This is a genomic window from Pseudomonas sp. S34 (assembly GCF_009866745.1).
Classification (GTDB): Bacteria; Pseudomonadota; Gammaproteobacteria; order Pseudomonadales; family Pseudomonadaceae; genus Aquipseudomonas; species Aquipseudomonas jessenii.
In genome coordinates, this window is the sequence record NZ_CP019398.1 from 4,960,065 (window position 1) to 4,984,869 (window position 24,805).

The 24,805-nt window shown below is 58.5% G+C and carries 27 protein-coding genes; 5 read left to right on the forward strand and 22 right to left on the reverse strand.

Features of this window, described 5'->3' with window-relative positions; all coding sequences use genetic code 11:
* The 15 genes from queE to PspS34_RS22170 all read right to left on the reverse strand — a co-directional run bounded on the left by queE (window position 1) and on the right by PspS34_RS22170 (window position 12,269).
* Window positions 1-648 carry a 7-carboxy-7-deazaguanine synthase QueE gene (gene queE, locus PspS34_RS22100; RefSeq protein ID WP_053155342.1) on the reverse strand — a complete coding sequence of 216 codons (648 nt, stop codon included), beginning with the start codon at window positions 646-648 and terminating at the stop codon, window positions 1-3.
* Window positions 649-814: 166 nt separating this feature from the next.
* Window positions 815-1,648, reverse strand: a complete 834-nt coding sequence (ybgF, locus tag PspS34_RS22105; RefSeq protein WP_057713519.1) for a tol-pal system protein YbgF — start codon at window positions 1,646-1,648, stop codon at window positions 815-817.
* Between the two features lie 6 nt (window positions 1,649-1,654).
* The gene (gene pal / locus PspS34_RS22110) at window positions 1,655-2,152 is read right to left on the reverse strand and encodes a peptidoglycan-associated lipoprotein Pal (RefSeq protein WP_003178634.1); all 498 of its coding nucleotides are present in this window, start codon (window positions 2,150-2,152) and stop codon (window positions 1,655-1,657) included.
* 52 nt (window positions 2,153-2,204) lie between these two features.
* On the reverse strand, window positions 2,205-3,485 hold the full coding sequence (gene tolB, locus PspS34_RS22115; protein WP_167362903.1) for a Tol-Pal system beta propeller repeat protein TolB: 1,281 nt from the start codon (window positions 3,483-3,485) through the stop codon (window positions 2,205-2,207).
* 17 nt (window positions 3,486-3,502) lie between these two features.
* Window positions 3,503-4,582 carry a cell envelope integrity protein TolA gene (gene tolA / locus PspS34_RS22120; protein ID WP_056726036.1) on the reverse strand — a complete coding sequence of 360 codons (1,080 nt, stop codon included), beginning with the start codon at window positions 4,580-4,582 and terminating at the stop codon, window positions 3,503-3,505.
* A complete protein-coding gene (gene tolR / locus PspS34_RS22125) occupies window positions 4,582-5,034 on the reverse strand; it encodes a protein TolR (RefSeq protein WP_162135951.1) in 453 nt (150 codons plus the stop codon). The genes tolA and tolR overlap by 1 nt, the downstream gene beginning before the upstream one ends.
* Window positions 5,035-5,057: 23 nt before the next feature.
* On the reverse strand, window positions 5,058-5,753 hold the full coding sequence (gene tolQ / locus PspS34_RS22130) for a protein TolQ (protein ID WP_007897030.1): 696 nt from the start codon (window positions 5,751-5,753) through the stop codon (window positions 5,058-5,060).
* The gene (ybgC, locus tag PspS34_RS22135; RefSeq protein WP_057713518.1) at window positions 5,743-6,210 is read right to left on the reverse strand and encodes a tol-pal system-associated acyl-CoA thioesterase; all 468 of its coding nucleotides are present in this window, start codon (window positions 6,208-6,210) and stop codon (window positions 5,743-5,745) included. Before ybgC ends, tolQ begins: the two co-directional genes overlap by 11 nt.
* A 127-nt stretch (window positions 6,211-6,337) precedes the next feature.
* Window positions 6,338-7,399, reverse strand: coding sequence for a Holliday junction branch migration DNA helicase RuvB (ruvB, locus tag PspS34_RS22140; RefSeq protein WP_057713517.1), 1,062 nt, complete (start codon window positions 7,397-7,399; stop codon window positions 6,338-6,340).
* Window positions 7,400-8,008, reverse strand: coding sequence for a Holliday junction branch migration protein RuvA (gene ruvA, locus PspS34_RS22145; RefSeq protein ID WP_008052450.1), 609 nt, complete (start codon window positions 8,006-8,008; stop codon window positions 7,400-7,402).
* Window positions 8,009-8,121: 113 nt separating this feature from the next.
* On the reverse strand, window positions 8,122-8,646 hold the full coding sequence (gene ruvC / locus PspS34_RS22150; protein ID WP_008015799.1) for a crossover junction endodeoxyribonuclease RuvC: 525 nt from the start codon (window positions 8,644-8,646) through the stop codon (window positions 8,122-8,124).
* A 158-nt stretch (window positions 8,647-8,804) separates the two neighbouring features.
* On the reverse strand, window positions 8,805-9,551 hold the full coding sequence (locus tag PspS34_RS22155) for a YebC/PmpR family DNA-binding transcriptional regulator (RefSeq protein WP_007995641.1): 747 nt from the start codon (window positions 9,549-9,551) through the stop codon (window positions 8,805-8,807).
* Window positions 9,552-9,680: 129 nt separating this feature from the next.
* Window positions 9,681-11,456 carry an aspartate--tRNA ligase gene (gene aspS, locus PspS34_RS22160; protein WP_150813302.1) on the reverse strand — a complete coding sequence of 592 codons (1,776 nt, stop codon included), beginning with the start codon at window positions 11,454-11,456 and terminating at the stop codon, window positions 9,681-9,683.
* Between the two features lie 119 nt (window positions 11,457-11,575).
* Entirely contained in the window at window positions 11,576-11,797 is a 222-nt protein-coding gene (locus tag PspS34_RS22165) for a zinc ribbon domain-containing protein (protein WP_032829812.1), read from the reverse strand.
* Between the two features lie 136 nt (window positions 11,798-11,933).
* Window positions 11,934-12,269, reverse strand: coding sequence for a ribbon-helix-helix domain-containing protein (locus tag PspS34_RS22170; protein ID WP_057713516.1), 336 nt, complete (start codon window positions 12,267-12,269; stop codon window positions 11,934-11,936).
* Between the two features lie 512 nt (window positions 12,270-12,781).
* Here PspS34_RS22170 and PspS34_RS28835 point away from each other — a divergent pair.
* Window positions 12,782-13,384 (forward strand): cold-shock protein, encoded by a 603-nt coding sequence (locus PspS34_RS28835; RefSeq protein WP_057713515.1) that lies wholly within the window; start codon window positions 12,782-12,784, stop codon window positions 13,382-13,384.
* Between the two features lie 64 nt (window positions 13,385-13,448).
* Here PspS34_RS28835 and PspS34_RS22180 read toward each other — a convergent pair whose 3' ends face one another.
* Together PspS34_RS22180 and PspS34_RS22185 are read right to left on the reverse strand one after the other, a co-directional pair.
* Complete coding sequence (locus PspS34_RS22180) at window positions 13,449-13,652, reverse strand: SlyX family protein (protein ID WP_154860426.1); 204 nt, start codon at window positions 13,650-13,652, stop codon at window positions 13,449-13,451.
* A 3-nt stretch (window positions 13,653-13,655) separates the two neighbouring features.
* A complete protein-coding gene (locus PspS34_RS22185; RefSeq protein WP_150813356.1) occupies window positions 13,656-14,081 on the reverse strand; it encodes an HIT domain-containing protein in 426 nt (141 codons plus the stop codon).
* A 908-nt stretch (window positions 14,082-14,989) separates the two neighbouring features.
* Between PspS34_RS22185 and PspS34_RS22190 the strand changes: the two genes are divergently transcribed.
* Complete coding sequence (locus tag PspS34_RS22190) at window positions 14,990-16,318, forward strand: OprD family porin (RefSeq protein WP_154860427.1); 1,329 nt, start codon at window positions 14,990-14,992, stop codon at window positions 16,316-16,318.
* Window positions 16,319-16,462: 144 nt separating this feature from the next.
* Here PspS34_RS22190 and PspS34_RS22195 read toward each other — a convergent pair whose 3' ends face one another.
* Together PspS34_RS22195 and PspS34_RS22200 are read right to left on the reverse strand one after the other, a co-directional pair.
* Window positions 16,463-17,305 carry a mechanosensitive ion channel family protein gene (locus PspS34_RS22195; RefSeq protein ID WP_057713512.1) on the reverse strand — a complete coding sequence of 281 codons (843 nt, stop codon included), beginning with the start codon at window positions 17,303-17,305 and terminating at the stop codon, window positions 16,463-16,465.
* Between the two features lie 137 nt (window positions 17,306-17,442).
* A complete protein-coding gene (locus tag PspS34_RS22200) occupies window positions 17,443-17,928 on the reverse strand; it encodes a YajQ family cyclic di-GMP-binding protein (protein ID WP_007990750.1) in 486 nt (161 codons plus the stop codon).
* Between the two features lie 135 nt (window positions 17,929-18,063).
* Between PspS34_RS22200 and PspS34_RS22205 the strand changes: the two genes are divergently transcribed.
* Genes PspS34_RS22205 through PspS34_RS22215 form a run of 3 tightly spaced genes read left to right on the forward strand, consistent with a single transcriptional unit; the run spans window position 18,064 to window position 21,647 of the window.
* Window positions 18,064-18,981: a putative 2-dehydropantoate 2-reductase gene (locus PspS34_RS22205; protein WP_150813305.1), complete on the forward strand. Its 918-nt coding sequence runs from the start codon at window positions 18,064-18,066 to the stop codon at window positions 18,979-18,981.
* Window positions 18,982-19,026: 45 nt separating this feature from the next.
* The gene (locus PspS34_RS22210) at window positions 19,027-21,063 is read left to right on the forward strand and encodes an ATP-binding protein (protein ID WP_150813357.1); all 2,037 of its coding nucleotides are present in this window, start codon (window positions 19,027-19,029) and stop codon (window positions 21,061-21,063) included.
* 2 nt (window positions 21,064-21,065) lie between these two features.
* Complete coding sequence (locus tag PspS34_RS22215; protein ID WP_057713510.1) at window positions 21,066-21,647, forward strand: cob(I)yrinic acid a,c-diamide adenosyltransferase; 582 nt, start codon at window positions 21,066-21,068, stop codon at window positions 21,645-21,647.
* Between the two features lie 106 nt (window positions 21,648-21,753).
* Here PspS34_RS22215 and PspS34_RS22220 read toward each other — a convergent pair whose 3' ends face one another.
* The 3 genes from PspS34_RS22220 to argJ all read right to left on the reverse strand — a co-directional run bounded on the left by PspS34_RS22220 (window position 21,754) and on the right by argJ (window position 24,727).
* Window positions 21,754-22,701: a Nudix family hydrolase gene (locus PspS34_RS22220; protein WP_150813306.1), complete on the reverse strand. Its 948-nt coding sequence runs from the start codon at window positions 22,699-22,701 to the stop codon at window positions 21,754-21,756.
* Window positions 22,698-23,330, reverse strand: coding sequence for a glutathione S-transferase family protein (locus PspS34_RS22225; RefSeq protein ID WP_154860428.1), 633 nt, complete (start codon window positions 23,328-23,330; stop codon window positions 22,698-22,700). The genes PspS34_RS22220 and PspS34_RS22225 overlap by 4 nt, the downstream gene beginning before the upstream one ends.
* A gap of 179 nt (window positions 23,331-23,509) precedes the next feature.
* Window positions 23,510-24,727: a bifunctional glutamate N-acetyltransferase/amino-acid acetyltransferase ArgJ gene (gene argJ / locus PspS34_RS22230; protein ID WP_056726069.1), complete on the reverse strand. Its 1,218-nt coding sequence runs from the start codon at window positions 24,725-24,727 to the stop codon at window positions 23,510-23,512.
* Window positions 24,728-24,805 lie beyond the last annotated feature (78 nt).

The following is a 24,805-nucleotide window of genomic DNA, read 5'->3' on the forward strand; positions in this document are numbered from 1 at the left end:
TCAGCGCCCCGGCTCGTCATTCCATAGATATTTATGCAGCTGCAATTGCAAACGCACTGGCAGGTTGTCCGCCACCACCCAGTCCGCCAGATCCCGGGCATTGAGATCATGGTGACTTGGCGAGAACAGGACTTCACCGGCACGCCGGTCCAGACCGTACTGGATCAGCTTGGAAACGGACCAGTCATAGTCCTCTCGCGAGCAGATGACAAACTTCACCTGATCGTTGGGCGTGAGCAGCTCGATGTTTTCGTAGCGGTTGCGGTGCGCTTCTTTCGAACCCGGGGTTTTCAGGTCGACAACGCGACTGACCCGGGAATCTACTGCCGAGATATCGATGGAGCCACTGGTTTCCAGTGACACTTCGTAACCGGCGTCACACAAGCGCTTGAGCAAGGGAATGGCGTTGGGCTGTGCCAGGGGCTCGCCGCCCGTGACGCAGACGTAACGCGGGCGAAATCCTGCGACCTGCTCGAGGATGTCGTCGAGCGTGCGAATGGTCCCGCCGGTGAACGCGTAGGCGCTGTCGCAGTATTGGCAACGCAGAGGGCAACCGGTCAGGCGCACAAAAACAGTGGGCAGGCCGGCAGTCCGCGTTTCACCCTGCAACGAGTAGAAAACTTCGGTGATTCTCAATGTGTCTTGCATAGTCGCCACGGGCGTAACAGCTAAACAGGCTGTCCGCCTCCGTCAGGCACTTGAAGGAACCCCGGCAAAGCGCAGGCCCCCAAAAGCGTGTTTCATAAAAAGGGCGTGAATTCTAACGAAAAAACCCGCGACAAGCGCGGGTTTCTTTGAAACGGGTCAAGCAGGCTTACATTTTTTGCAGATCGCGCTGGGCCAACTGAGCGGCGGAAGTGCCCGGATACTGGGAAACCACCTGCTGCAGAATGCCTTTGACTCGGTCGGTATGCCCCAAGCGGCGCTCTACATCAGCGAGCTTGTACAGCGAGTCCGGCACTTTGGCGTGCTTGGGATACAACTGCGAAACCTTGGCAAATGCCTGACCTGCGCCCTGCAGATCGCCTTTGGCCAGGTTCACTTCGCCCAACCAGTATTGGGCGTTGCCCGCGTACTGGCTGTTCGGGTATTTGCGCAGGAATGCGGCAAAAGCCTGACTGGCCTTGTCGAAATCCTTGGCTTTGATCAGGTCGAAGGCAGCATCGTAGTAGAGCTTTTCCTTCGCCGGATCCGCCGGTTCGCTACCAGCGGCCGGTGCCTGGGCGGCAGCTGCCCCTGCACCTGCTGCTGCACCGGGGGCGTTCAAATCGCCACCGGTGGAAGAATTTTCAGGAGTCGCGGCTGGTGCAACGCCGGTTCCTATGCGCCGATCAAGATCCTGATATCGCTCCAGGTTTTCCTGCTTCATGCGCGCTACATCATTTTGCAGAACTTCAATCGCACCTTGCTGGCGCTCGATCTGTTGCTGCATTGATTGCAGTTGGTTGAACAGCTCGCCCTGTGCCGAGACAGGGGCCGAAACCCCTCCCCCGGCATAGGCGCCGTTCGTACCGTAACCTGCAGGCGGATAACTGCTCCCGCTATTGTTATAGCCGGAGTCGTTATCGACCACAGGAACCGCAGCCCACACCGCAAGCGGCGCGAGGCTGAGAGCCAGAACAGTTACAGCACGACGGCACGTTCGCATGACGAATTACTTACGCAGTTCGACGCGACGGTTTTGAGCCCAGGACTGCTCGTCGTTGCCGGTAGCAACTGGACGCTCTTCGCCGTAGGAAACCAGTTCCAGCTGAGCTGGGGAAACACCTTGCAGTACCAGGTAGCGCTGAACGGCTTTCGCACGACGCTCGCCCAGTGCCATGTTGTACTCACGAGTACCACGTTCGTCGGTGTTGCCTTCCAGAACAACGCGAGCGCCGTTTGCTTTCAGGTCTTTGGCGTGAACGTCCAGAGCGCGCATGGCTTCTGGCTTCAGGTCCGAACTGTCGTATTCGAAGTAGAAAGTGGTGATAGCGCGCAGAGCAGCTTCTTCGCTCAGGGAGCCGTCAACTGCACCAGTGTTTGCGCCGTAACCAGCGTTTGGATCTACCGCGCCTTCACCGGCATTGTCGCCGCCTTTGGACGAGCAACCTACAGCTACAGCCATGGCCAGTGCCAGCGCAGCAAATTTACCAAACTTCAGCATTTCCATCGTGAAACTCCTAATGAACCCCAGTGTGTTAAGTACAACGTATAGCGCCGCGTCAGTTCAGGTAAGGGGACCAGGAAGGTTCTCTGACTTCGCCTTGTGCGGTAGGAAGCGGGAGCCTTACGCGTCCATTGATGGACACGAGCATCAAGACTCCCCGGCCCTGCTGGCGGGTGGCGTAGATTACCATGGTGCCGTTGGGCGCGACAGTAGGCGACTCGTCCAGAGTGCTATCAGTGAGGATTTTTACACTACCGCGCTGCAAATCCTGGGCCGCCACCTTGAAATTGGTGAAGCCATCCTGACGGTGAATCATGACAAGCGTCTTTTCATCGGCCGACAGTTTAGGGTTGGCGTTGTAGTTACCGACGAAAGTCACGCGTTCGGCACCGCCACCACCGGCACTGGTCTTGTAGATCTGCGGTTTGCCGCCACGGTCGGAAGTGAAGTAGATGGTCGAGCCATCCTTGCCCCAGAACGGTTCGGTGTTGATGCCAGGACCGTTGGTGACGCGGCTGATCTGACGCGAACCCAGGTTCATCACATAGATGTCCGGGTTGCCGTCTTTCGACAGTACGAACGCCAGGCGATTGCCATCCGGCGACCAGGCTGGCGCACCGTTCAGGCCTTCGAAGTTGGTGATCTGTTCACGGCGACCGGTGTCGATGTTCTGCATGAAGATGCGTGGACGCTTCTGCTCGAAGGAGACATAAGCGATGCGCTTGCCATCCGGCGCGAAACGCGGCGACAGGATCGGCTCGCGCGACTGCAGCAGGGTCACGGCGCGAGCACCGTCGTAGTCCGAACGTTGCAGGGTGTAGCGAGTGTTGTTCTCGGAGAAACGCTCGGCCGTTACGTACAGCAGGCGAGTCGAGAAGGCACCCTTGATACCCGTGAGTTTTTCGAACGACTGGTCGGAGATGTAGTGCGCCATGTCGCGCAACTGATCGACGCCGCCGGACACGCTGCCGGTCAGCACTTGCTGCTCGGTGGCCACGTTGAACAGTGCGTATTGCACCTGCAGGCGACCGCCCGCCGGCACAATGCTGCCGACCATGACGTACTGGGCACCCAGCGCCTTGAAGTCACGGAAGATGATTTCGCTGGCCTGGCTCGGCTGGCTGATCATGTTCTGCTTTGGAAGCGGCGAGTAGTAACCCGAGTTGCGCAGGTCGTTACCGATGATTTCCGCCATGTCGTCCGGCAGTACGCTACCGCCCTGGAAGCCGAACGGCACGACTGCGATCGGGGTCGCCCGATCGCTGCCGCTGGTAACCAGAATGTTTTTCTCATCTGCCATCGCCATCCCTGCCATGCAGCAGATAACGACCAGCATTCCTCGAAGAAGGTTTCTCACAAGGCTAGATCCTCAGGTGTGAATGTCATCTTGAATGAACGATACGGAGCGAAATCACTCGGCTTCATTCCCTGCATTTCTGTCAAACGTCCAATATTCTTCACCGCTGCAACAGCCGATGCGTCAAACGGACCGTCGCCACTGGACTTGGACACGCTGACCGAAGTCACCGTACCGTCCGGCAACATGCCGATTTGCAACACGACCGTCATGCCTTTGCGTGCCGAAGGTGGACGAGCCCAGCCTTCCGCTGCACGCGCACGAATCAGGTCATCGAAACTGCCGGCGACTTCGTCGCCCTGCTCATCGGCCAAGGCCTGCTGACGCTGCGGCGTGTCTGAAAGCAAATCTGCCAGGGCCTGGGCCTTTTTGTCTTCGGCGGATTTACGCGCCGCATCCTGCGATTTCTTCTTCGCAGCATCGGCAGCAGCTTTCTTCTTCGCTTCCTCGGCGACTTTCTTCTTCGCCTCTTCAGCTTCAGCTTTCTTCTTGGCGTCTTCCGCGGCTTTCTTCTTCGCGTCTTCGACGATCTTTTTCTTGGCTTCTTCAGCGGCCGCTTTCTTGGCCTCTTCTTCAGCAGCCTTCTTGGCTTCTTCTTCAGCTTTCTTCTTGGCTATATCAGCCAATTGTTTCTCTTCTGCCTTCTTGGCTTCCGCGGTTTTCTTCGCATCGTCGGCTTTCTTGGCTTCATCAGCCTTTTTCGCCTCGTCCGCTTTCTTCGCCTCGTCGGCCTTCTTGGCTTCTTCGGCCTTTTGAGCAGCCTCTTCTTTCTTTTGTTCCGCAGCCTTCACCGCTTCCTGCTCGACCTTTTTCTGTTCCATCTGCTCGACTTCGGTCTGACGCGCAGCAGATTTCTGCGCCTCACCGGCAATCTTCTGATTGGTCTGGGTGGTGGCCCGACTTTTCGATTTCAGCTGGTACAAGGTCGCCTGGACAATCGGCTTGGCCGGCGGCAGTTCCGGGGTAAAGGCAAAGCTGACGAACAGCATGCCGAACACCAGCACGTGCAAGCCAATCGCCCAGACACTAGGCCAGAAGTAGCTTTCCGAGGCGGACGGCTCTCGCTGTTGCTGCATCAGGGCGCCTCGGTAATCAAGCCAACATTACCGACCCCGGCTTTCTGCAACCCGCCCATGGCGCCCATTACGGAGCCGTAATCGACACTCTTGTCGCCGCGAATGAAGACCTGGGTACGCTTGCCGCCTTCGTTGCCGACGCGAATGATCTTGGTCACCGCGTCAGTCATCTGCGGCAGGGTCATGGCCCGATCCTGCTGTTTTTCGGTGTCGACTTCGCTACCAAGGTTCCAGTAGTAGGTCTTGTCGGATTTGATGGAAATGGTCAGGACCTGGGTGTTGTTGTCCTGCGGCAAGGCTTCGCTGGAAACCTTGGGCAGATCAACTTTCACGCCTTGATTGAGCATCGGCGCGGTCACCATGAAGATGACCAGCAGTACCAACATCACGTCGATGTAAGGCACTACGTTCATCTCGGCGACCGGCTTGCGCTTTTTGCGAGCTCGAGCGATTAAAGCCATTGGAAATTACCTGCTTATTCTTCGCTGGTGTGCACTTTGCGGTGCAGGATCGCCTGGAACTCGTCGGCGAAGGTGTAGTAGCGGCCCAGCAGGGTTTCACTGCGCGCAGCAAAACGGTTGTAAGCGATAACGGCTGGAATGGCAGCGAACAGACCGATCGCGGTGGCAATCAGTGCTTCGGCGATACCCGGGGCCACAGTGGCCAGGGTCGCTTGCTGGGCGGTCGCCAGACCGCGGAAGGAGTTCATGATCCCCCAGACCGTACCGAACAGACCGATGTACGGGCTGACGGAACCAACGGTGGCCAGGAAGGGCAGGCTCTGCTCAAGCTTTTCTTCTTCACGGGAAATGGCAACGCGCATGGCACGCGCCACGCCTTCCATGACCGCTTCCGGATCAACGCCTGACTGCTGGCGCAGACGGGAGAACTCCTTGAAACCGGCACGGAAGATTTGTTCGACACCAGAATCAGGGTCCGGATTGCTTCCGGCCTGACGGTACAGCTTGGACAGGTCGATACCCGACCAGAAGCGCTCTTCAAAGCTCTCCAGGGCACGTCGACCGGCGCGCAGCAGGTTGCTGCGCTGAAAGATCATGATCCACGAGGTCACCGATGCGGCTACCAGGATCAGCATTACCAGTTGCACTACGATACTGGCATTGCTGACCAGGCTCCACATGGAGGAATGGTCGACGACGTTAGCTTCCACGCTTTATCTCCTGCTTTGAGTGTGTACCCGCGCCGCTCACGTCGGCAAAGGCCGCTCGTAGAGCTTCGGGAATGGCCCGGGGTTTTAAACTTTCAGTGCGCACACAGGCCACCAGAAACTGCCCTTCGCAGAGCAGTGCATTATCCGTTGCTCGCCTGACCTGCTGCTTGAAGCGCAGGCTGGCACGGTTCAATTCGATTACTTCAGCGCTTACCAGCAGCTCGTCATCCAGTCGCGCCGGCGCGTGGTAGCGCGCTTCGCTGGAATGCACGACGAACAACAGGTCCTCCCCTGCCAGCTGCGATTGGGCAAAGCCCAGATCTCGTAGCCGCTCGGTTCGAGCCCGTTCCATAAACTTGAGGTAATTAACGTAATACACGATGCCGCCCGCATCGGTGTCCTCGTAATAAACGCGACAACGATGTGCGAAAGGCTCAAGCCCGTTTTGCGCGCGCATACTCTAGTGCTTACTCCTCAGGTTGCCAATCCGGCATGGCAACTGTTTTTCATTGTTCTGCGGCTTTCACGTGAAAGTACGGTCCTGGGACCCTACATTGCCCGAAAAAATCAGCACGCAATGTTAATTAATCGTCAGCGGCTTCAAGAAACTCGTCTACCACGGGCATTTCGCCCAATCGTGACGGAATGTTTAAGCCGAAATGCAGGTAGGCATGCCGCGTCACCACCCGCCCCCGTGGCGTGCGCATGATGTAACCCTGCTGGATCAGGTAAGGCTCCAGCACGTCTTCGATTGTGTGACGCTCTTCACTGATGGCGGCAGCCAGGCTGTCGACCCCGACTGGCCCGCCGTCGAACTTCTCGATCATGGTCAACAACAGACGCCGGTCCTGGTGATCGAAGCCACGTTCGTCGACGTCCAGCAGGTTCAGCGCCAGGTCGGCAATCGGCTTGGTGATATGCCCCTTGGCGCGAACTTCGGCGAAATCACGCACCCGGCGCAGCAGCCTGTTGGCGATCCGTGGCGTGCCACGGGCACGGCGGGCGATTTCGAAGGCGCCTTCCGGATCCAGCGGCAAACCGAGGATGCTCGCCGAACGACTGACAATCGTCGACAAGTCGGCGTTATTGTAGAACTCAAGACGCTGAACGATGCCGAAACGGTCACGCAACGGGTTGGTGAGCATCCCCGCCCGCGTCGTTGCGCCCACCAGGGTGAACGGCGGCAGATCCAGCTTGATCGAACGCGCGGCCGGACCTTCGCCGATCATGATGTCGAGCTGGAAATCCTCCATGGCCGGGTACAGCACCTCTTCAACGATGGGCGACAGGCGATGGATCTCGTCGATAAACAGCACATCGTGGGGTTCAAGGTTGGTCAACAGCGCCGCCAGGTCACCGGGGCGCTCCAGCACCGGCCCCGAGGTGCTCTTGATCGACACGCCCATTTCCTGGGCGATGATGTTGGCGAGGGTGGTCTTGCCCAGGCCGGGCGGCCCGAAGATCAGCGTGTGATCCAGGGATTCATTACGACCGCGCGCAGCCTGAATGAACAATTCCATCTGCTCGCGAACGGTCGGTTGGCCAATGTACTCGGCCAGGCTGACCGGGCGAATGGCTCGGTCCTGGACTTCTTCGCGCTCACGCGGACTGTGCGTGGCAGCGATCAGACGATCAGCTTCAATCACTTAGATCATTCCCTTCAAGGCGCGGCGGATCATGTCTTCACTGCTCAAATCTTTCTCCTTGATCGCAGACACCGCCTTGCTCGCTTCCTGGGGCTTGTAGCCCAGGGAAATCAAGGCGCTGACGGCGTCAGTCTCGGCAGTGTTCACCGGGGCCGGACCGTCCGGCTGGTTCGGCACCAGGGCGAACATGGCCGGTACGGTTTCCCAGGCCTTGAAGCGATCCTTGAGTTCCACCAGCAAACGCTCGGCGGTTTTCTTGCCGACGCCCGGGACCTTGGTCAGCGCCGACGTGTCCTGTGACTGTACACAACGAACCAGTTCGTCGACTTCCAGGCTCGACATCAAGGCCAGGGCCAGTTTCGGCCCGACGCCATTGAGGCGGATCAATTCACGAAAAAAATCGCGCTCACGCTTGCCGACAAAACCATAGAGTAACTGTGCGTCTTCGCGCACGACCAAATGCGTGTGCAAGGTTAGCGGCTCACCGACCGACGGCAAGCGGTAAAGGGTCGTCATGGGCACTTCAAGTTCATAGCCCAGGCCATTTACATCCAGGATCAGATGGGGAGGCTGCTTCTCAGCCAGGGTGCCGCGCAAACGTCCAATCACGTTACAAATCCTTGAGCGTTGGCCAGCTCATGGCCAGCGACTGATAGAGCGAGGAATACCGCCGACAACACAGGCGGAATGCCCTCACTCCATGAAAATGATTGCTGATGCTATCAGAGACGCAGGCGCCCGCCACGACTGCGTGCAGCTCCCAGACCATGGGGCAACAGACTGGAACGGGTATGAGCGTGGCAGATGGCAATGGCCAGGGCATCCGAAGCATCGATCTGCGGTTTGCTGGTGAGTTTGAGCATGTGCATGACCATCATCTGCACCTGTTCCTTGTTGGCCGCACCGGTGCCGACGACCGCCTGCTTGACCTGGGTTGCAGTGTATTCGGCAATTTCCAGGCTTTCCTCGGCTCCCGCCACGATCGCGGCACCACGGGCCTGCCCCAGTTTCAGGGCGGAATCGGCGTTACGGGCCATGAACACCTTTTCGATCCCCATGGTCACCGGGTGGTAAGTCTGAATGATCTCCCGCACCCCGCGGTAGACAATCTGCAGTCGCTCATGCAACTCGCCGGCACCGGTGCGGATACAACCGGAGGCAACGTACTCACAGCCACGGCCGGTATCGCGAACCACACCGTAACCGGTGATGCGCGAACCGGGGTCGATACCAAGAATTAAAGTCATAACGCCTGCGGGTTAAGAAAAAACACGATCTTCAGCTCAGCGAAAAATAAATGTGGGAGCGGGCTTGCTCGCGAATGCGGACTATCAGACAACATCGTTGCTGAATATTAAACCGCTTTCGCGAGCAAGCCCGCTCCCACATGGGACATTGTTGCCCTTTAGCCGAGCTGTGCGGCCACCGACTCCGGAATCTCCGCGTTGGAATAGACGTTTTGCACGTCATCCAGGTCTTCGAGCATATCGATCAGCTTGAGGACTTTCTCCGCACCTTCAAGATCGAGCTCGGCGCTGGTGGTCGGCAACATGACGATTTCCGCGTCGTCACCCTTGAAGCCCGCCGCTTCCAGTGCGTTACGCACGGAATAGAACCCGGCAAACGAGGTGAAAACGTCGATCGAACCGTCTTCGTTGGTCACCACGTCATCGGCGTCGGCTTCCATGGCGGCTTCCATCAGTGCGTCTTCGTCAACGCCGGCAGCGAAGGAGATCTGCCCCTTGCGCTCGAACAGATAGGCCACAGAACCGTCAGTCCCCAGGTTGCCACCGCACTTGCTGAACGCGTGACGAACAGCGGCTGCGGTGCGATTACGGTTGTCGGTCATGCATTCGACCATCACCGCCACGCCGCCCGGACCGTAACCTTCGTAGGTCAGTTCGACCACGTCGTCCGTGTCGGCAGCGCCGGTTCCGCGGGCGACGGCACGATCGATGATGTCACGGCTCATGTTCGCACCCAGGGCCTTGTCCAGGGCCAGGCGCAGACGCGGATTGGAGCCCGGATCACCACCACCCTGACGGGCAGCGACGGTCAGCTCACGAATCCACTTGGTGAAGATCTTGCCCCTCTTGGCATCCTGACGTTCTTTGCGGTGCTTGATGTTCGCCCACTTGGAATGACCTGCCATAACTCGCTCCGAATTCTCTTTGAAACATTGCCCGCCGCGCTGCATTGCGCCGGCCGGCAAACAAAAATCTTGAACTGCTCTGCCTATAAAGGAAAGGGCGCATCCACAGATGCGCCCTTCAGGTCAGCCTTACTCGGCCTTAGGCGTTTCGCGCAGACGAATGTGCAGCTCGCGCAATGCCTTGGCATCCACCTGGCCCGGCGCCTGAGTCATGACATCCGCCGCGCTCTGGGTTTTCGGGAAGGCGATCACTTCACGGATCGACTGGGCGCCGGTCATCAGCATGACCAGACGGTCCAGACCGAAGGCCAGGCCACCGTGCGGCGGCGCGCCGTATTTCAGGGCATCGAGCAGGAAGCCGAATTTCTCTTCCTGTTCCGCTTCGTTGATGCCCAACAGACGGAATACCGACTGCTGCATCTCTTTACGGTGGATACGGATCGAACCGCCACCCAGTTCGGTACCGTTCAATACCATGTCATAGGCACGGGACAGAGCGGCAGCCGGGTTGGCCTCCAGCTCTTGCGGGGTGCACTTCGGCGCGGTGAACGGGTGGTGCAAGGCGGTGAAGCTGCCGTCGTCGTTTTCTTCAAACATCGGGAAGTCGACGACCCACATTGGTGCCCACTTGCAGGTCAGCAGGTCCAGGTCGTGGCCAAGCTTGATCCGCAGCGCGCCCAGGGCTTCGCTGACGATCTTCGCCTTGTCGGCGCCGAAGAACACGATATCGCCGTCGACCGCACCGACGCGATCGAGGATCACGTTGAGGTTGTCTTCAGGGATGTTCTTCACGATTGGCGACTGCAGGCCTTCAACGCCCTTGGCACGCTCGTTGACCTTGATGTACGCCAGGCCCTTGGCACCGTAGATGCCGACAAACTTGGTGTAGTCGTCGATCTGCTTGCGCGGCATGCTCGCCCCGCCAGGTACGCGCAAGGCGGCGATACGGCATTTCGGGTCGTTGGCCGGGCCGCTGAACACCTTGAAGTCGACTTCCTTGAGCTGATCGGCCACGTCCACCAGTTCCAGCGGGTTACGCAGGTCTGGCTTGTCGGAACCGTAGCGGCGCATGGCTTCTTCGAAGGTCATGTGCGGGAACTCGCCGAATTCCAGGCCCAGCACTTCCTTGAACAGGTTGCGGATCATTTGCTCGGTCAGGCCCATGATCTCTTTTTCATCGAGGAAGCTGGTCTCGATGTCGATCTGGGTGAATTCCGGCTGACGGTCGGCACGCAGGTCTTCGTCACGGAAGCACTTGGCGATCTGGTAGTAACGGTCGAAGCCGGCCACCATCAGCAGTTGCTTGAACAGCTGCGGCGATTGCGGCAAGGCGAAGAACGAACCGGCATGAGTACGGCTCGGCACCAGGTAGTCGCGTGCGCCTTCCGGGGTGGCACGGGTCAGGATCGGCGTCTCGACGTCGAGGAAGCCGTTCTCGTCCAGGAAGCGGCGGATGCTTGTGGTCATGCGCGAGCGCAGACGCAGCTTCTCGGCCATTTCCGGGCGACGCAGATCGAGGAAGCGATAGCGCAGGCGGGTTTCTTCGCCGACGTCGGAGAACTCGTTCAGCGGGAACGGCGGGGTTTCCGACTCGTTCAGCACTTCCAGCTCGTAGCCCAGGACTTCGATCATGCCCGACGCCATGTTGGCGTTGGTCGCGCCGGCCGGACGCAGGCGAACCTTGCCGGTGATCTTCACGACGTACTCGCTGCGCACGCGATCGGCAGCGGCGAAGGTTTCAGCACGGTCCGGATCGAACACGACCTGGGCCAAGCCATCACGATCACGGATATCGAGGAAAATCACCCCACCGTGGTCACGGCGACGGTGGACCCATCCGCAAAGGGTAATTTCCTGGCCGTCCAGGCTTTCGTTCAGTTGGCCGCAATAATGGCTGCGCATCATGGTCGTGGTTTCACTTCTCGTAATTCGAAATTCGGTGGAGATCCTGCAGCAGCCCCGCCTTTTAAAAAGTCGTCGGGTGATGCAAGAGCACGCGTGTCGTTCAACTCAGGTTCCAGACCTTAGTCAGCTTTGTCGCCGCCGGCCAGGTTCTTCTTGGAACCGGTCTTGAAATCGGTTTCGTACCAACCCGTGCCGCTGAGGCGGAAGCCCGGCATGGACAGCAACTTTTTAAGCTCTGGCGCCTGACAGGCAGGGCAGTCGACCAGCGGTGCATCGCTGATCTTTTGAATGGCTTCCAACTGATGACCACAGGAAGCACATTGATAATCGTACATCGGCATGGAGGTTGTCTCGGCGATCAGATTGCTACCGCAAACGCAGGGTTTTGCGGCAAAGAGCGGGATTATATCCATTAAATGCGGCCTGTGCAGCCGTAAGACTGCACAGACCGACACTCTGCTGTTTTCGCCGTCCAGACTAGGCCGTGGCGATGCAACCCCCTTCCTTGAGACTGTGCACGACACAGACAACCCGCACCAATCCACTGAAGTTCCTTACCCCGCCGTGACGCAAGTGAACTTCGCGATCCACATGAGACAACAGGTTGTTGACCGAGCAACCATTGACCCGCGCCATCCCCCCCAAAATATCCCAATAAACCTGCTCGAGCCGCAAACAGGTGGCGAAGCCATTCAATCGTACGGAGCGGGACAAGGGCTGCGCCAGCCCCATATCGAACTCGCGAACAAACGGATCAACCTTTACATCCTTGTGCGAACCGTATCGCCCCTCTTCCTGCCTTTCATAAACCATAACGCTGACACTCCTTTGCCATCCTGGTTTTTAAGAGCAACTGCCTGTCGACTAATAAAAACGCAGGTGCAAAGGTATATCCAGACGACTTTCATGACCCTCGACGTAGGATAAGCCAACAACTATTGGCAGACCCTGGAGAACGTCCTACTCCGGATATTTTCCCACACTGCGAAGCGATACCCCCTTCAGAAGCACCTTATGGAATGGCGTAGGAAAGAAGAGCGCGAACAACACTCCAAGGTGCCTGGCACAACCCGCCGTTGTGCCGCAGCCCCGGAACTTCGGGCAACCCGCGGCAAATCCCCCTCCCAAAAGAGCCGCCGGACGCCCTGATTTGAGTAGCCTGCGGCTTTGCTGTTAAATAGACAGCGTGTCGCCAGTGCCCATTTTTACCGGGCTCGGCGCATAGGCTGATACCGGGTACGTGTCCAACGCCTCTTTATTATCTTGAAGCGAACCGTGCGCCATCAGCTCTTCCTTGTGAGCTGTCTTAACGTGAGTTAATCAAAATGTTGAAAATCGTCCATCTGTTGATAGGCGCAGCGGCCTTGCTGCTGTCCTTCATCCCTAGCCTGCAATCCGAAGCCTTACCTTACCTGCAACAACCCGACGCGCTGTACCTGGCCTTTTTCGGTCTGCTCAACCTCACACTTGCGCCTGTCATCCCTTACTGGAACAAAGGCCCGCGTCACCAACTGCAAAACCTGGTCAGCGCCCTGCTGGTTCTGAGCGTGGTCCTGCAGACCCTGACGCTGATCGCACCGATGCCCGTCATCGCCGGTCAACCCGCCGTACTGTTCAGCCTGGTCGCTGCCCTGATCGCCGTTACCCTGCACCTGGGCATCAGCTTCTACAAGTCGTCACCAGCCGCCACCTCGCCAAGCTACGACATGAGCAACCGCGATACCGGCACCGTCAAGTGGTTCAACACATCCAAAGGCTTCGGCTTTATCTCCCGCGACTCCGGTGACGATATCTTCGTCCACTTCCGAGCCATTCGCGGCGAAGGCCACCGTGTCCTGGTCGAAGGCCAGCGCGTGGAGTTCTCCGTCATGAATCGTGACAAGGGCCTGCAAGCCGAAGATGTGATCGCCGCACTGCCGCGCCGCTGATTCAAGGCTAAAAAAAACCGCGCACAGCCGAGCTGTCCGCGGTTTTTTCATGCCTGCGACACTCTTAATAGTGCGGCGGCGCCTCTTCTTCGAATGACTCGAACTGCCCGACCATTTCCTCCTGCCGCTTGAGCAGCGCAGCCATTTGCAGCTGCAGGCGCTCGACCACCCGCTGCTGCGCCACCAGCACATCGTTCAACGCCTGGATGGTGTCATCCTGAAACGCCAGACGGCTTTCAAGCTCGGTAACGCGCTCTTCCAGGCTCATGCTTCAGCCCTCCAGAAACGTAAATTCATCGGTCAAAATCAAGCGCAAACGTTCGCGAATCGCGGCGATCTGCTCCGAACTGTAGGGTTTCGCCGGATGCTTACCCCAAACCGGCGCTGGCCAGGCGGCATCTTCGCGCTTGCGCACAATCACATGCATGTGCAACTGACTCACGACATTGCCCAGCGCCGCCACATTCAACTTGTCCGCATCGAACGCGTCCTTGAGCACTTGCGACAGCACTGTTGTTTCCTGCCAAAGCTGTTGCTGCTCTGCGACATCCAACTGAAATATCTCGCTGATAGCCTCGCGACGAGGTACCAGGATGAACCAGGGATAGTTCGAATCGTTGGACAGCAGCAACCGGCAGAGCGGAAAGTCCCCGATCGGTAACGTGTCTTGTTGAAGTCGTGGATCTAAAGTGAACACTGCGCGTACTCCCGCCGGGCCATCATTTTTCAGCTTAGCGCCCATCCAGAGGGACAGCGCACCAAGCGACCGGACGGCAGCATACCTGCGAACGGCGCAGGCTTCACGGCGAACCTTGCATCGAAGCCACGAGCGCCAGTGGAAATCTGACAGCCGCCCCCGAATGGGACAATTTTCGCTGCCGCGCACCTTTACAGAACCGAACGACAGGCAACAAACGCCGAAATGACTGATCAACAAGGAAAAGTTCGCTTCAGGCAAGCGGCCGACAGAGATGAATTCAGTACAGGGCTAAAATTTTTTGCACCAAAACCGCACAGTGGGTCTACGCTGAACGCTTCGACATCCGCCATTTACTCAGTGGTGGGGTGAACCGGTAACATTTTTGGTTGCCAGACTGTCGACCAGAAGGCCGCAACATGATGTCAGGCAAGGCGTCAAGCCCAAACCAAAAGCGCTTGAACCCCCCGGTTTTATGAGGTTTTTACAGCACCTGGCAGCCAACAAGAAAAAAATCGAAAAAAAGACGATTTTGTGCACGCTTGTTGCATTCATACCCAACATCGCCCGAGTCGCACCCGCTGGAAGCGGAGGCCCTCAGGCAAAAAAAACAGTGGCAAGGTAGCCCGATGGAGATTCAAACGTTTCACCAGGACTCTTTTTACCGACGACAAGGCGCAAAAAACAGCATTAAAGTTGTCCGCCCGGTTGCGTCGGAGCTGGAAATTTGCGACATCTACCACGCTGTTTGCGACAGGGTCGTAAAGAAGGCGAAAGGTTAGATGCGCAAGTATCGCCAACATTGTCGGCGTGATATAAGTTTGCGCCGACACAAAAAGAAAGAGCCGCCCAGATAATAAAACAGGTGGGACGGCAGTACTCTTCTAAAACCAAAGGAGCAAATCACGATGCGCGTGATGAAGTGGAGCATGATCGCACTGGCAGTTGCAGCAGCAGCCAGTACCCAATTGGCTACGGCCGCCCCTTTCGTAAGTGACCAGGCTGAAGCCAAAGGTATTGTTGAAGACAGCACGCTGAACTTGCTGGTTCGCAACTACTACTTCAACCGTGATAACAAAGACGGTGGCCGAGACCAGAAAGACTGGACCCAAGGCATCTGGGGCAATTTCAGCTCCGGTTACACCCAAGGCCTGATCGGTGTTGGTGTTGATGCATTCGGTTACCTGGCAATCAAACTGGACGGCGGTGATGGCACCGGCGGCACCGGCAACATGAGCCGCGACGCCGATGGCGAAGTCAACGACAGCCAGGGCAAAGCAGGCGGCGCAGTTAAATTCCGCGTATCCAAAACCGAGCTGAAAGTCGGCGACATGCAGCCAAGCACTGCTCCAGTGTTTGCAGTTGGCGGTTCCCGTATCCTTCCTCAAACTGCCAGCGGCATCCAGCTGCAGAGCAGCGAAGTCAAAGACCTTGACCTCGAAGCCGGTCACTTCTACTCGGCGACCAGCCAGGACCGCAACGCCCGTGACGGCGGCCTGTTTGCAACCTACGCTGGCGTAGAAGCCAACAGCATCGACTACTTCGGTGGTAAATACGGCATCACCGACAACCTGTCGGCATCGCTGTATGGCGCCAAGCTGGAAGACATCTGGAACCAGTACTACGCCAACCTGAACTACACCATCCCGCTGGGTGGCGATGAGTCGCTGAACCTGGACGGTAACATCTACAACACCAAAGATACCGGTGACGCCAAAGCGGGCGAGATCAGCAACACCGCTTACTCCCTGGCAGCCGCTTTCTCGTTCATGAAAGCACACACCATCACCCTCGCCTTCCAGAAGATCAACGGTGACACTCCGTTCGACTACATCGGCGTGGGCAAAAACAACCGCGGTGGCGACTCGATCTTCCTCGCCAACTCCATCCAGTACTCTGACTTCAACGCTCCGAACGAGAAGTCTGCCCAGGTTCGTTACGACCTGAAAATGGCTGAGTACGGCGTTCCAGGTCTGAGCTTCATGACCCGTTACGTTAAAGGTTGGGACATCGACGGCACCAAGGCTCCAGTTGGCGGCGCTTACGAAGGCATCTACGGTGCAGACGGCAAGCACAACGAAACCAACTTCGAAGCCAAGTACGTTGTTCAGTCTGGCCCGGCAAAAGATCTTTCCTTCCGTATTCGTCAAGCATGGCACTTCGCTAACGCTGACGAAGGTGAAGGCGACGTGAAAGAGTTCCGTTTCATCGTCGACTACCCGCTGTCGGTTTTGTAATCGCATCCAGTTAGTTTGCGGTAACAAAACAAAAGGCCCATCTCCGGATGGGCCTTTTTTGTTGGCTGTCGCCTGACTGCTTTAACGACCTGCCCCTTACAGAACATGCCTGACCAAAGAGTCAGACATTGTTCAAATGACCTGTTACTGCACCGCAGACTCCTGAACCACACGAATAACCCGCTGTGGAAACGGAATATCGATGCCGGCCTCTCTCAGGCGATCACGGGATAGTTCGTTGAACATGAACAACACATCCCAGTAATCGGCAGTCTTTACCCAGACACGAAGCGAAAGCGTGATCGAACTGTCACCCAGGGTAGAAACAACTGCCTGTGGTTCCGGATCTGTCAATACTCGCGGGTCCCTGGCCAATTCCAGTAAAACTTCACGGGCTTTCTGAAGGTCCGCTTCGTAATCAACGCCTACATCAAACACGACTTTACGAGTCGGCTGACGGTTTGTGTTAGTGATGATGCCATTCGACAGATTGCCGTTCGGCACGATGATGGTCTTGTTGTCACCAGTACGCAGTACGGTATGGAAAATCTGGATGCTGTCGACAGTACCGGCGATACCCTGAGCCTCGATCCAGTCGCCGATGCGAAACGGACGGAACAGCAAAATCAGCACGCCACCGGCGAAGTTCGCCAGGCTGCCCTGCAAGGCCAGGCCAATGGCCAGGCCTGCCGCACCAATCGCCGCCACAAACGAAGTGGTTTCCACACCGATCATCGAGGCCACGCTGACGACCAGCAGGATCTTGAGGATGATATTCGCCAGGCTGCTGATAAAGCCTTGCAGCGCCAGGTCGGCATTACGTAATGCAATCAGGCCGCCGAGCTTTTTCGTGACCTTGTTGATCAGCCACCAGCCGATGGCCAGGGTGATGACCGCCAGCAGTACACGGCTGCCGTATTCCATGATCATCGGGATCCAGCTTTGGGATACCTTGACCAGATTGTCTACCTCGGCATTTAAGTCCATCTACATTCTCCTGTTTTCCGGCTACCCGGCATGCGTAAAAAAAGCGGCAGAAAGATCTAACCGCGACGGGCTCAATCGTTTCTGCCGTTGCTGGGGTCTGCGACGTCGCAAACGCCAGGAGGTTCCCGCTTTCAAGATCAGTCGCGGAAGTTGTTGAACTGCAGCGGCATACCGAATTCTTTGGCCCGCAGCACTGCAATGGCTTCTTGCAGGTCATCACGCTTTTTACCGGTGATGCGAACCTGCTCGCCCTGAATGGCTGCCTGGACCTTGAGCTTGGCATCTTTGACATGAGCGACGATTTTCTTCGCCAGCTCCTTGTCGATGCCTTCCTTGAGGACGGCGTCCTGCTTCATCAGCTTGCCCGACGCGAACGCGTCCTTGACTTCAAGGCACTGCACGTCGATTTTGCGCTTGACCAGCGCCAGCTTGAGGATCTCAATCATCGCTTCGAGCTGGAAATCCGCTTCGGCGGTCAGGTTGACGGTCAGGTCTTTTTCCTTGAACTCGAAGCTGCCTTTGCCTTTCAGGTCATAACGACGATCGAGTTCCTTGACGGCGTTCTCGACCGCGTTGGTGACTTCGTGTTTGTCCAGTTCGGATACCACGTCGAACGACGGCATGTAATCTCTCCAAATTTAAAGGCGCACTGATGGAGCACGCCTGGCTTGCGGTTAAAATCCGCGCTGATTATAACGGGTCTTTCCCATCATTCACTGCGAGCTGCCGATGCACGCCTTAAACAGAGCAAAAAGCTGATGTCCACCACCTGGCATGTACTGGGCGCCGGCAGCCTCGGCACATTATGGACGACACGTCTGGCACGGGCTGGCGTGCCGGTCAGGCTGATCCTGCGGGACACCGCGAGACTGCAGGCCTATGAGGCGGCCGGTGGATTGACACTGGTGGAACACGGCGAGGCACAACACTATGCCGTGCCCGCCGAGACAGCCGACAGCCCGCAACCGATCCACCGCCTGCTGGTGGCGTGCAAAGCTTACGATACCGAAAGTGCGGTGGCTCGATTGGCGCCACGCCTGGCCCCAGGCGCCGAACTGATCCTGTTGCAAAATGGCCTGGGCAGTCAGGACGCGGTAGCCGCACAGGTTCCTCAGGCTCGCTGCATCTATGCCTCGAGCACAGAAGGTGCCTTCCGCGATGGCGATTGGCGCGTGGTGTTTGCCGGGCATGGTTTCACCTGGCTGGGGGATGCGAGCCATCCGGTGGCGCCGATCTGGCTCGATGACCTGAGCGCTGCCGGCATTCCCCACGAGTGGAGCACGGAGATTCTGACCAGGCTGTGGCGCAAACTCGCCCTCAACTGTGCGATCAATCCGCTGACGGTGCTGCACGATTGCCGCAACGGCGGTTTGCAGCAACATCAATGTGAGGTCGCCACCCTGTGCGGCGAACTGGCGGAGTTGCTTGAGCGTTGTGGTCAGCCGGCAGCCGCCGAAAACCTGCAGCAGGAAGTCGAACGAGTGATTCACGCCACCGCAGCCAACTACTCCTCGATGCATCAGGACGTCACGAGCCAGCGCCGCACGGAAATCAGCTACCTGCTCGGTTACGCCTGCAAAGTGGCCGGGCGTCATCAACTGAACCTGCCTCACCTCAATCAACTTGAGGCAAGGTTGATCGCTCGCCTGCAAAGCCTTGGATTGCCCAGCGACTGAGCAGCGGCTACGCTGGCCACTTGTTCCTTGTCTGCGATGAATCCGATGCCATTGCGCCAGCGCCTTGAAAACCTGCCCGTCGGCCAGAAACTGCTGGCCGCCCTGCTGGTACTGATGGTCACCGTCCTGCTGGTTGCCAACCTGACCTTTATCAGTGCCGCCTACTACATCTCCCAGGAAAGCATGGCGCCCCAGGCTCTGCAGACCATCGGCCGCCTGATATCCAACCCGACCCTGGCCTCCGAAGCCCTGGCGTCACCGCAAAGCGCCGAGCGCCTGCTCAATGAACTCAACAGCTATTCGCCGTTGCGCGCGGCGGCCCTGTATGACGGAAAGGGTGAGCGATTGGCGCAATTGCAGCATGGCGACAACCTGGAACTGCCGAAGCGTTTCCGGCATATCGAAGACTGGCAGGCCACCGAGTTTCGTACCAACCAGGTCATCCCCCTGGCCCGCACCGGTGCGGCACCAGGGCACCTGTTGTTGGTGGCCACGAGCGAACTGCCAGTGGCGTTCTACACCGGGACCCTGACGGCCAGCCTGGGGATTCTGATCTTCAGCGTGCTGCTGTGGCTGATCATTGCCCGCCAGATCAAGCGCTTGATTACCCGGCCGATCCACCAACTCGAGGAATTGTCCCGGCAGGTAACCCGTGAAGAAAACTATGCACTGCGTGCTTCGCGCGGAAACCACGATGAAATCGGCAGCCTCGCCGAGGCGTTCAATACCATGCTTTCGCGGATCGAGGCCAGGGAGCAGCAACTCAAGCGGGCCAGGGACGACTCCCAGGCAGCCTACGACCAGGCCCAGGGTCTGGCAGAGGAAACCCGCCATACCAACCGCAAACTGGAGCTCGAAGTCCAGGTGCGCAGCAAGATCGAGAAAAAGCTCACCGGTTTCCAGAACTACCTCAACAGCATCATCGACTCCATGCCGTCGGCGCTGATCGCACTCGACGAACAGCTCTACGTGACGCAATGGAACCAGGAGGCCAGTGCCCTGTCCGGCACGCGTCTCGATGAAGCCCTGAACCAGCCTATCTTCCTCGCCTTCGAACCGCTCAAGCCGTTCTTGCCGCAACTCAAGGAAACGGTCGAGCAGCATACGGTGGCCAAGATCGAACGTGTCACCTGGCTCAAGGACGATGAGCCCCGCCACTACGCCCTGACTTTCTACCCGCTGATGGGCGGTGCCGGGCGTGGCGTGGTAATCCGGATCGATGACATCACCCAGCGCCTGTCTCTGGAAGAGATGATGGTGCAGTCGGAGAAAATGCTTTCGGTGGGTGGTCTGGCCGCCGGCATGGCCCACGAGATCAACAACCCGCTGGGCGCGATCCTGCACAACGTGCAAAACATTCGCCGGCGCCTGTCACCCGATTTGCCGAAGAACCTCGAAGTGGCTGAACAGGCCGGCATCGAACTGACGACGGTCAACCAGTACCTGCAAGTTCGCGAGGTGCCACAGTTGCTCGACGGCATCCAGCAGGCAGGTGCCCGGGCGGCGAAAATCGTCACCCACATGCTCAGCTTCAGTCGTCGCAGCACCCGCCAGATGGCCCCTTGCGACCTGCCCGCCCTGATCGACCAGGCGGTGGAGATCGCCGGTAACGATTTCGACCTGGCGATCGGCTTCGACTTCAAGGGCCAGGCCATCATTCGTCAGTTCGATCCCGCGCTGGGACCGGTCCCCGGCACCGCCAACGAACTGGAGCAAGTGCTGCTCAACCTGTTGAAAAACGCTGCGCAAGCCATCCACCAGCGCGAAGATGACAGCGAGCCTGGACGGATCATTCTGCGCACCAGGCTCAACCCGCCATGGGCGGAAATTCAGGTCGAGGACAACGGCATCGGCATGAGCGAAAGCGTGCGCAAACGGACCTTCGAACCATTCTTCACCACCAAGGAAATCGGCCAGGGCACCGGGCTTGGCCTGTCGGTGTCGTACTTCATCGTCACCAATAACCACAAAGGGCAGATGGAAGTGCAATCGACGCTTGGCCAAGGCACCTGCTTCACCTTGCGCCTGCCCCTGGCGAGCACGCCGCCTGTCTCGCAACAACTCAATCTGCTATCGAGGTAACCATGGGCTTTCGTTTGTCGAAGATTTACACCCGCACTGGCGACAAAGGCGAGACCGGGCTGGGCGATGGTCGTCGCGTGCCCAAGGATCACCCGCGGATCGAGGCCATTGGCGAAGTCGATACGCTGAACAGTCAGGTGGGCGTGTTGCTGGCCGGGTTGGCAGCGCAAACGGGTCAGTTTCCGGACTTGAACGAAGTGATCGAGGTATTGGCCCCCTGCCAGCATCGGTTATTTGATCTGGGTGGCGAGCTGGCGATGCCGGTGTATCAGGCGTTGAATGCAGCGGAAATCGAACGACTGGAAGCGGCGATCGATCTGTGGAATGAAGAGCTGGGGCCGCTGGAAAACTTCATCTTGCCCGGCGGCTCGACGCTGATTGCCCAGGCCCATGTCTGCCGCAGCCTGGCGCGCAGCGCAGAACGGCGATGTCAGCAGCTCAACGCGATTGAACCGTTGGCCGGGGTTGGCCTGGCGTACATCAATCGGTTGTCGGATTTGTTGTTTGTTGTGGCGCGGTTGATTGCCAAGCGTCAGGGAGTGGCGGAGATACTTTGGCAGCCTGCGGCGAAACCTGAGGTTTAATCGGCGCCTGTCAGGGCCCCTTCGCGGGCAAGCCCGCTCCCACAGGTTTTGTGAACGCCACAAATCTACTGTGGGAGCGAGCTTGCTCGCGATGAGGTCATTTGCATCACTGGGAATCAGGCCAAAACGCCCGAATCCCCGCCACCCCCTGCGCACCCGCAGCCCAGGCTTTCTCGACCTCCGACGGACCTACACCACCGAGCAGGAACACCGGCTTGCTGAAGCCCTCGATCAGGCTCGATGCCTGCTCCCAACCCAACGGCTCGGCGCCAGGGTGAGTCAGGGTCGGTTGAACCGGCGACAGGGTCACGAAATCCACCCCCATCTGTTCGGCCAGCGCCAACTCTTCAGCGTTATGGCAAGACGCCGCCAGCCAGCGCGATGCCGGAAGCGGTCGGCCAGCCGCTGCGTATTTGCGCAGTTGCGCCGCGGTAATGTGCCAACCGGCGGACGGGAAGTCGCCCAGCCATTCGAATGGCCCCTTGATCATCAATTGCGCCTTGCCGGCACACAGCCCCACAGCATCCACTGCCAGGTCGCGGTATTTCGGGTCGTAGCCGTTCGGTGCACGCAACTGGATCAGCTTGACGCCGCCGGCAATGGCCTTCTGAATACCACGCAACAACGCGGGGGGTTCCAGGTCTTCCGGGGTGATCAAGTACTGCTCGGGTAACCGTGCGGCCGCGACGATCGGCCGGTTGGCTTCAGGGAACTCATAATCCGACAGGTCGCGGGGTGTCACCCAGGCCAGCGGTTGTCCCTCGGCACCGTGGGGCTCGCCGCTAAACGCCGAGACTTCCCAGACATCCAGCAACACCTGCTTGTCCGGGTAATCGTGCCGGACCTTGATCAGCGGGCGCGCCGCGCCGACCACGATGCCCAGTTCCTCATGGAGTTCGCGGGCCAGTGCGGTTTCGACCGACTCGTCGGCCTCGACCTTGCCCCCGGGAAACTCCCACAGGCCACCCTGGTGCTGGGTATCGGCACGGCGGGCGATAAGGATCTTGCCGTTGTTATCACGGATAACGGCGGCGGCTACATGAACTCGTTTCACCGCTCGATTTCCTCCAGTCCGGCCTTCTGCCAGGCCTTGAACGCTGGCCATTGGTAGAGGGTTTCAACATAGGCTTCATCAGCCGCGGACAGTTTCACCCGATAGGTGCGCAGGCGCACGGCGATGGGTGCAAAGAACACATCCGCCAGACTGATACGACCAAACAGGTACGGTCCGGTTTCTGTCGCGACAGCACGGCACTCCGCCCACAACGCTGACATGCGCTCGATGTCCGCCTGGACATCGGCCGGGACCGGCGACAGCGCTGAGTCATGGCTCAGGTCGAACGGCATGTTGCCGCGCATGGCGAAAAAGCCACTGTGCATCTGCGCGCACGCCGAACGCGCCTGGGCACGGGCGGCGGTGTCTTTGGGCCACAGGTTCGCGTCGGGAAACTGTTCTGCCAGGTATTCGGCAATCGCCAGGGAGTCGGCGATGGTACCGTGTTCGGTTTTCAGCAGCGGGACCTTGCCGGTTGGCGAATGCTTGAGCAGACGCTCACGGGTGTCCGGCTGATTCAGCTTGATCAGTTCTTCGGTGTAGGAGGCGCCGGTCAGATCCAGAGCCAGGGCCCCGCGCAGGGACCAGGAAGAAAGCAGTTTGTCGCCGATGATCAGGTGCAGGCTCATGTTCGGGGTGCCTTCTCGTCAGGGTAACAAGCAAGAATATCCAGCGTCTGGTCGTCAGCCTTCGCGAGCAAGCCCGCTCCCACAGTTGATCGGACAGTACTCACATTTTGTGTTCACTGAAGATCTCCTGTGGGAGCGGGCTTGCTCGCGAATGGGACGACTCGGTCTTTAGCCGTGTATCAAGTACGGTACTCGGCGTTGATCTTCACGTACTCGTGGGACAGATCGGTAGTCCAGATGGTTTCACTGCAATCGCCACGACCCAACTCGATACGGATGGTGATTTCTTCCTGCTGCATCACCGCCGCGCCCTGGGCTTCGGTGTAGGTCGCCGCGCGCGCACCACGGCTGGCGATGCACACGTCGCCGAGGAATACGTCGATCTTGCTCACGTCCAGGTTCGGTACACCGGCACGGCCGACGGCGGCCAGGATGCGGCCCCAGTTCGGGTCGGAAGCGAAGAGCGCGGTCTTGATCAGCGGCGAGTGAGCCACGGTGTAACCAACGTCCAGGCATTCCTGGTGGTTGCCGCCACCATTGACTTCAACAGTGACGAATTTGGTCGCGCCTTCACCGTCACGAACGATGGCCTGGGCTACGTCCATGCACACTTCGAACACCGCTTGCTTGAGTTTGGCAAACAGTTCGCCTTCGGCGCGGGTGATTTCCGGCAGCGCAGCCTGACCGGTGGCGATCAGCATGCAGCAGTCGTTGGTCGAGGTATCACCATCGATGGTGATGCGGTTGAACGACTTGTTGGCGCCATCCAGCATCAGGTTTTGCAGCACATCGCGGGAGACTTTGGCGTCGGTGGCGATGTAGCCGAGCATGGTCGCCATGTTCGGGCGAATCATGCCGGCGCCTTTGCTGATGCCGGTAACGGTGATGGTCACACCGTCGTGCTGGAACTGACGACTGGCGCCCTTTGGCAGGGTGTCGGTGGTCATGATGCCGGTGGCGGCAGCTTCCCAGTTGTGGATCGACAGGTCATCGAGGGCCGCTTGCAGCGCGCCTTCGATTTTCTCGACCGGCAGCGGCTCGCCGATCACACCGGTGGAATACGGCAGCACCTGGCTGGCATCGACACCGGTCAACTCGGCCAGTTTCGCGCAAGTGCGCTCGGCGGCAGCCAGGCCAGGTTCGCCCGTGCCGGCGTTGGCATTGCCGGTGTTGGTCAACAGATAACGCACAGGGCCTTGTACGCGTTGCTTGGCCAGGATCACCGGTGCGGCGCAAAAGGCGTTCAGGGTGAACACGCCGGCAACCGTGGAGCCCTCAACACAGCGCATGACCACAACATCCTTGCGCCCCGGGCGCTTGATGCCAGCCGAGGCGATACCGAGTTCAAAACCGGCAACCGGGTGCAACGTTGGCAAAGGACCAAGACCAACAGCCATGAATGCGCTCCTTTATAAATGATGTCAGCACCGTTTCAGCAGAACGGTGGTTCGAATGGTAAAACGCCGCGACGGCAG

What these genes read in the sequence shown, in the direction of transcription:
- queE (WP_053155342.1), bottom strand. Translation starts at nt 648, where the DNA reads ATGCAAGACACATTGAGAATCACCGAAGTTTTCTACTCGTTGCAGGGT.
- ybgF (WP_057713519.1), bottom strand. Translation starts at nt 1,648, where the DNA reads ATGCGAACGTGCCGTCGTGCTGTAACTGTTCTGGCTCTCAGCCTCGCG.
- pal (WP_003178634.1), bottom strand. Translation starts at nt 2,152, where the DNA reads ATGGAAATGCTGAAGTTTGGTAAATTTGCTGCGCTGGCACTGGCCATG.
- tolB (WP_167362903.1), bottom strand. Translation starts at nt 3,485, where the DNA reads ATGCTGGTCGTTATCTGCTGCATGGCAGGGATGGCGATGGCAGATGAG.
- tolA (WP_056726036.1), bottom strand. Translation starts at nt 4,582, where the DNA reads ATGCAGCAACAGCGAGAGCCGTCCGCCTCGGAAAGCTACTTCTGGCCT.
- ybgC (WP_057713518.1), bottom strand. Translation starts at nt 6,210, where the DNA reads ATGCGCGCGCAAAACGGGCTTGAGCCTTTCGCACATCGTTGTCGCGTT.
- ruvC (WP_008015799.1), bottom strand. Translation starts at nt 8,646, where the DNA reads ATGACTTTAATTCTTGGTATCGACCCCGGTTCGCGCATCACCGGTTAC.
- PspS34_RS22155 (WP_007995641.1), bottom strand. Translation starts at nt 9,551, where the DNA reads ATGGCAGGTCATTCCAAGTGGGCGAACATCAAGCACCGCAAAGAACGT.
- aspS (WP_150813302.1), bottom strand. Translation starts at nt 11,456, where the DNA reads ATGATGCGCAGCCATTATTGCGGCCAACTGAACGAAAGCCTGGACGGC.
- PspS34_RS22165 (WP_032829812.1), bottom strand. Translation starts at nt 11,797, where the DNA reads ATGCCGATGTACGATTATCAATGTGCTTCCTGTGGTCATCAGTTGGAA.
- PspS34_RS22170 (WP_057713516.1), bottom strand. Translation starts at nt 12,269, where the DNA reads ATGGTTTATGAAAGGCAGGAAGAGGGGCGATACGGTTCGCACAAGGAT.
- PspS34_RS28835 (WP_057713515.1), top strand. Translation starts at nt 12,782, where the DNA reads ATGTTGAAAATCGTCCATCTGTTGATAGGCGCAGCGGCCTTGCTGCTG.
- PspS34_RS22180 (WP_154860426.1), bottom strand. Translation starts at nt 13,652, where the DNA reads ATGAGCCTGGAAGAGCGCGTTACCGAGCTTGAAAGCCGTCTGGCGTTT.
- PspS34_RS22190 (WP_154860427.1), top strand. Translation starts at nt 14,990, where the DNA reads ATGCGCGTGATGAAGTGGAGCATGATCGCACTGGCAGTTGCAGCAGCA.
- PspS34_RS22195 (WP_057713512.1), bottom strand. Translation starts at nt 17,305, where the DNA reads ATGGACTTAAATGCCGAGGTAGACAATCTGGTCAAGGTATCCCAAAGC.
- PspS34_RS22200 (WP_007990750.1), bottom strand. Translation starts at nt 17,928, where the DNA reads ATGCCGTCGTTCGACGTGGTATCCGAACTGGACAAACACGAAGTCACC.
- PspS34_RS22205 (WP_150813305.1), top strand. Translation starts at nt 18,064, where the DNA reads ATGTCCACCACCTGGCATGTACTGGGCGCCGGCAGCCTCGGCACATTA.
- PspS34_RS22210 (WP_150813357.1), top strand. Translation starts at nt 19,027, where the DNA reads ATGCCATTGCGCCAGCGCCTTGAAAACCTGCCCGTCGGCCAGAAACTG.
- PspS34_RS22215 (WP_057713510.1), top strand. Translation starts at nt 21,066, where the DNA reads ATGGGCTTTCGTTTGTCGAAGATTTACACCCGCACTGGCGACAAAGGC.
- PspS34_RS22225 (WP_154860428.1), bottom strand. Translation starts at nt 23,330, where the DNA reads ATGAGCCTGCACCTGATCATCGGCGACAAACTGCTTTCTTCCTGGTCC.
- argJ (WP_056726069.1), bottom strand. Translation starts at nt 24,727, where the DNA reads ATGGCTGTTGGTCTTGGTCCTTTGCCAACGTTGCACCCGGTTGCCGGT.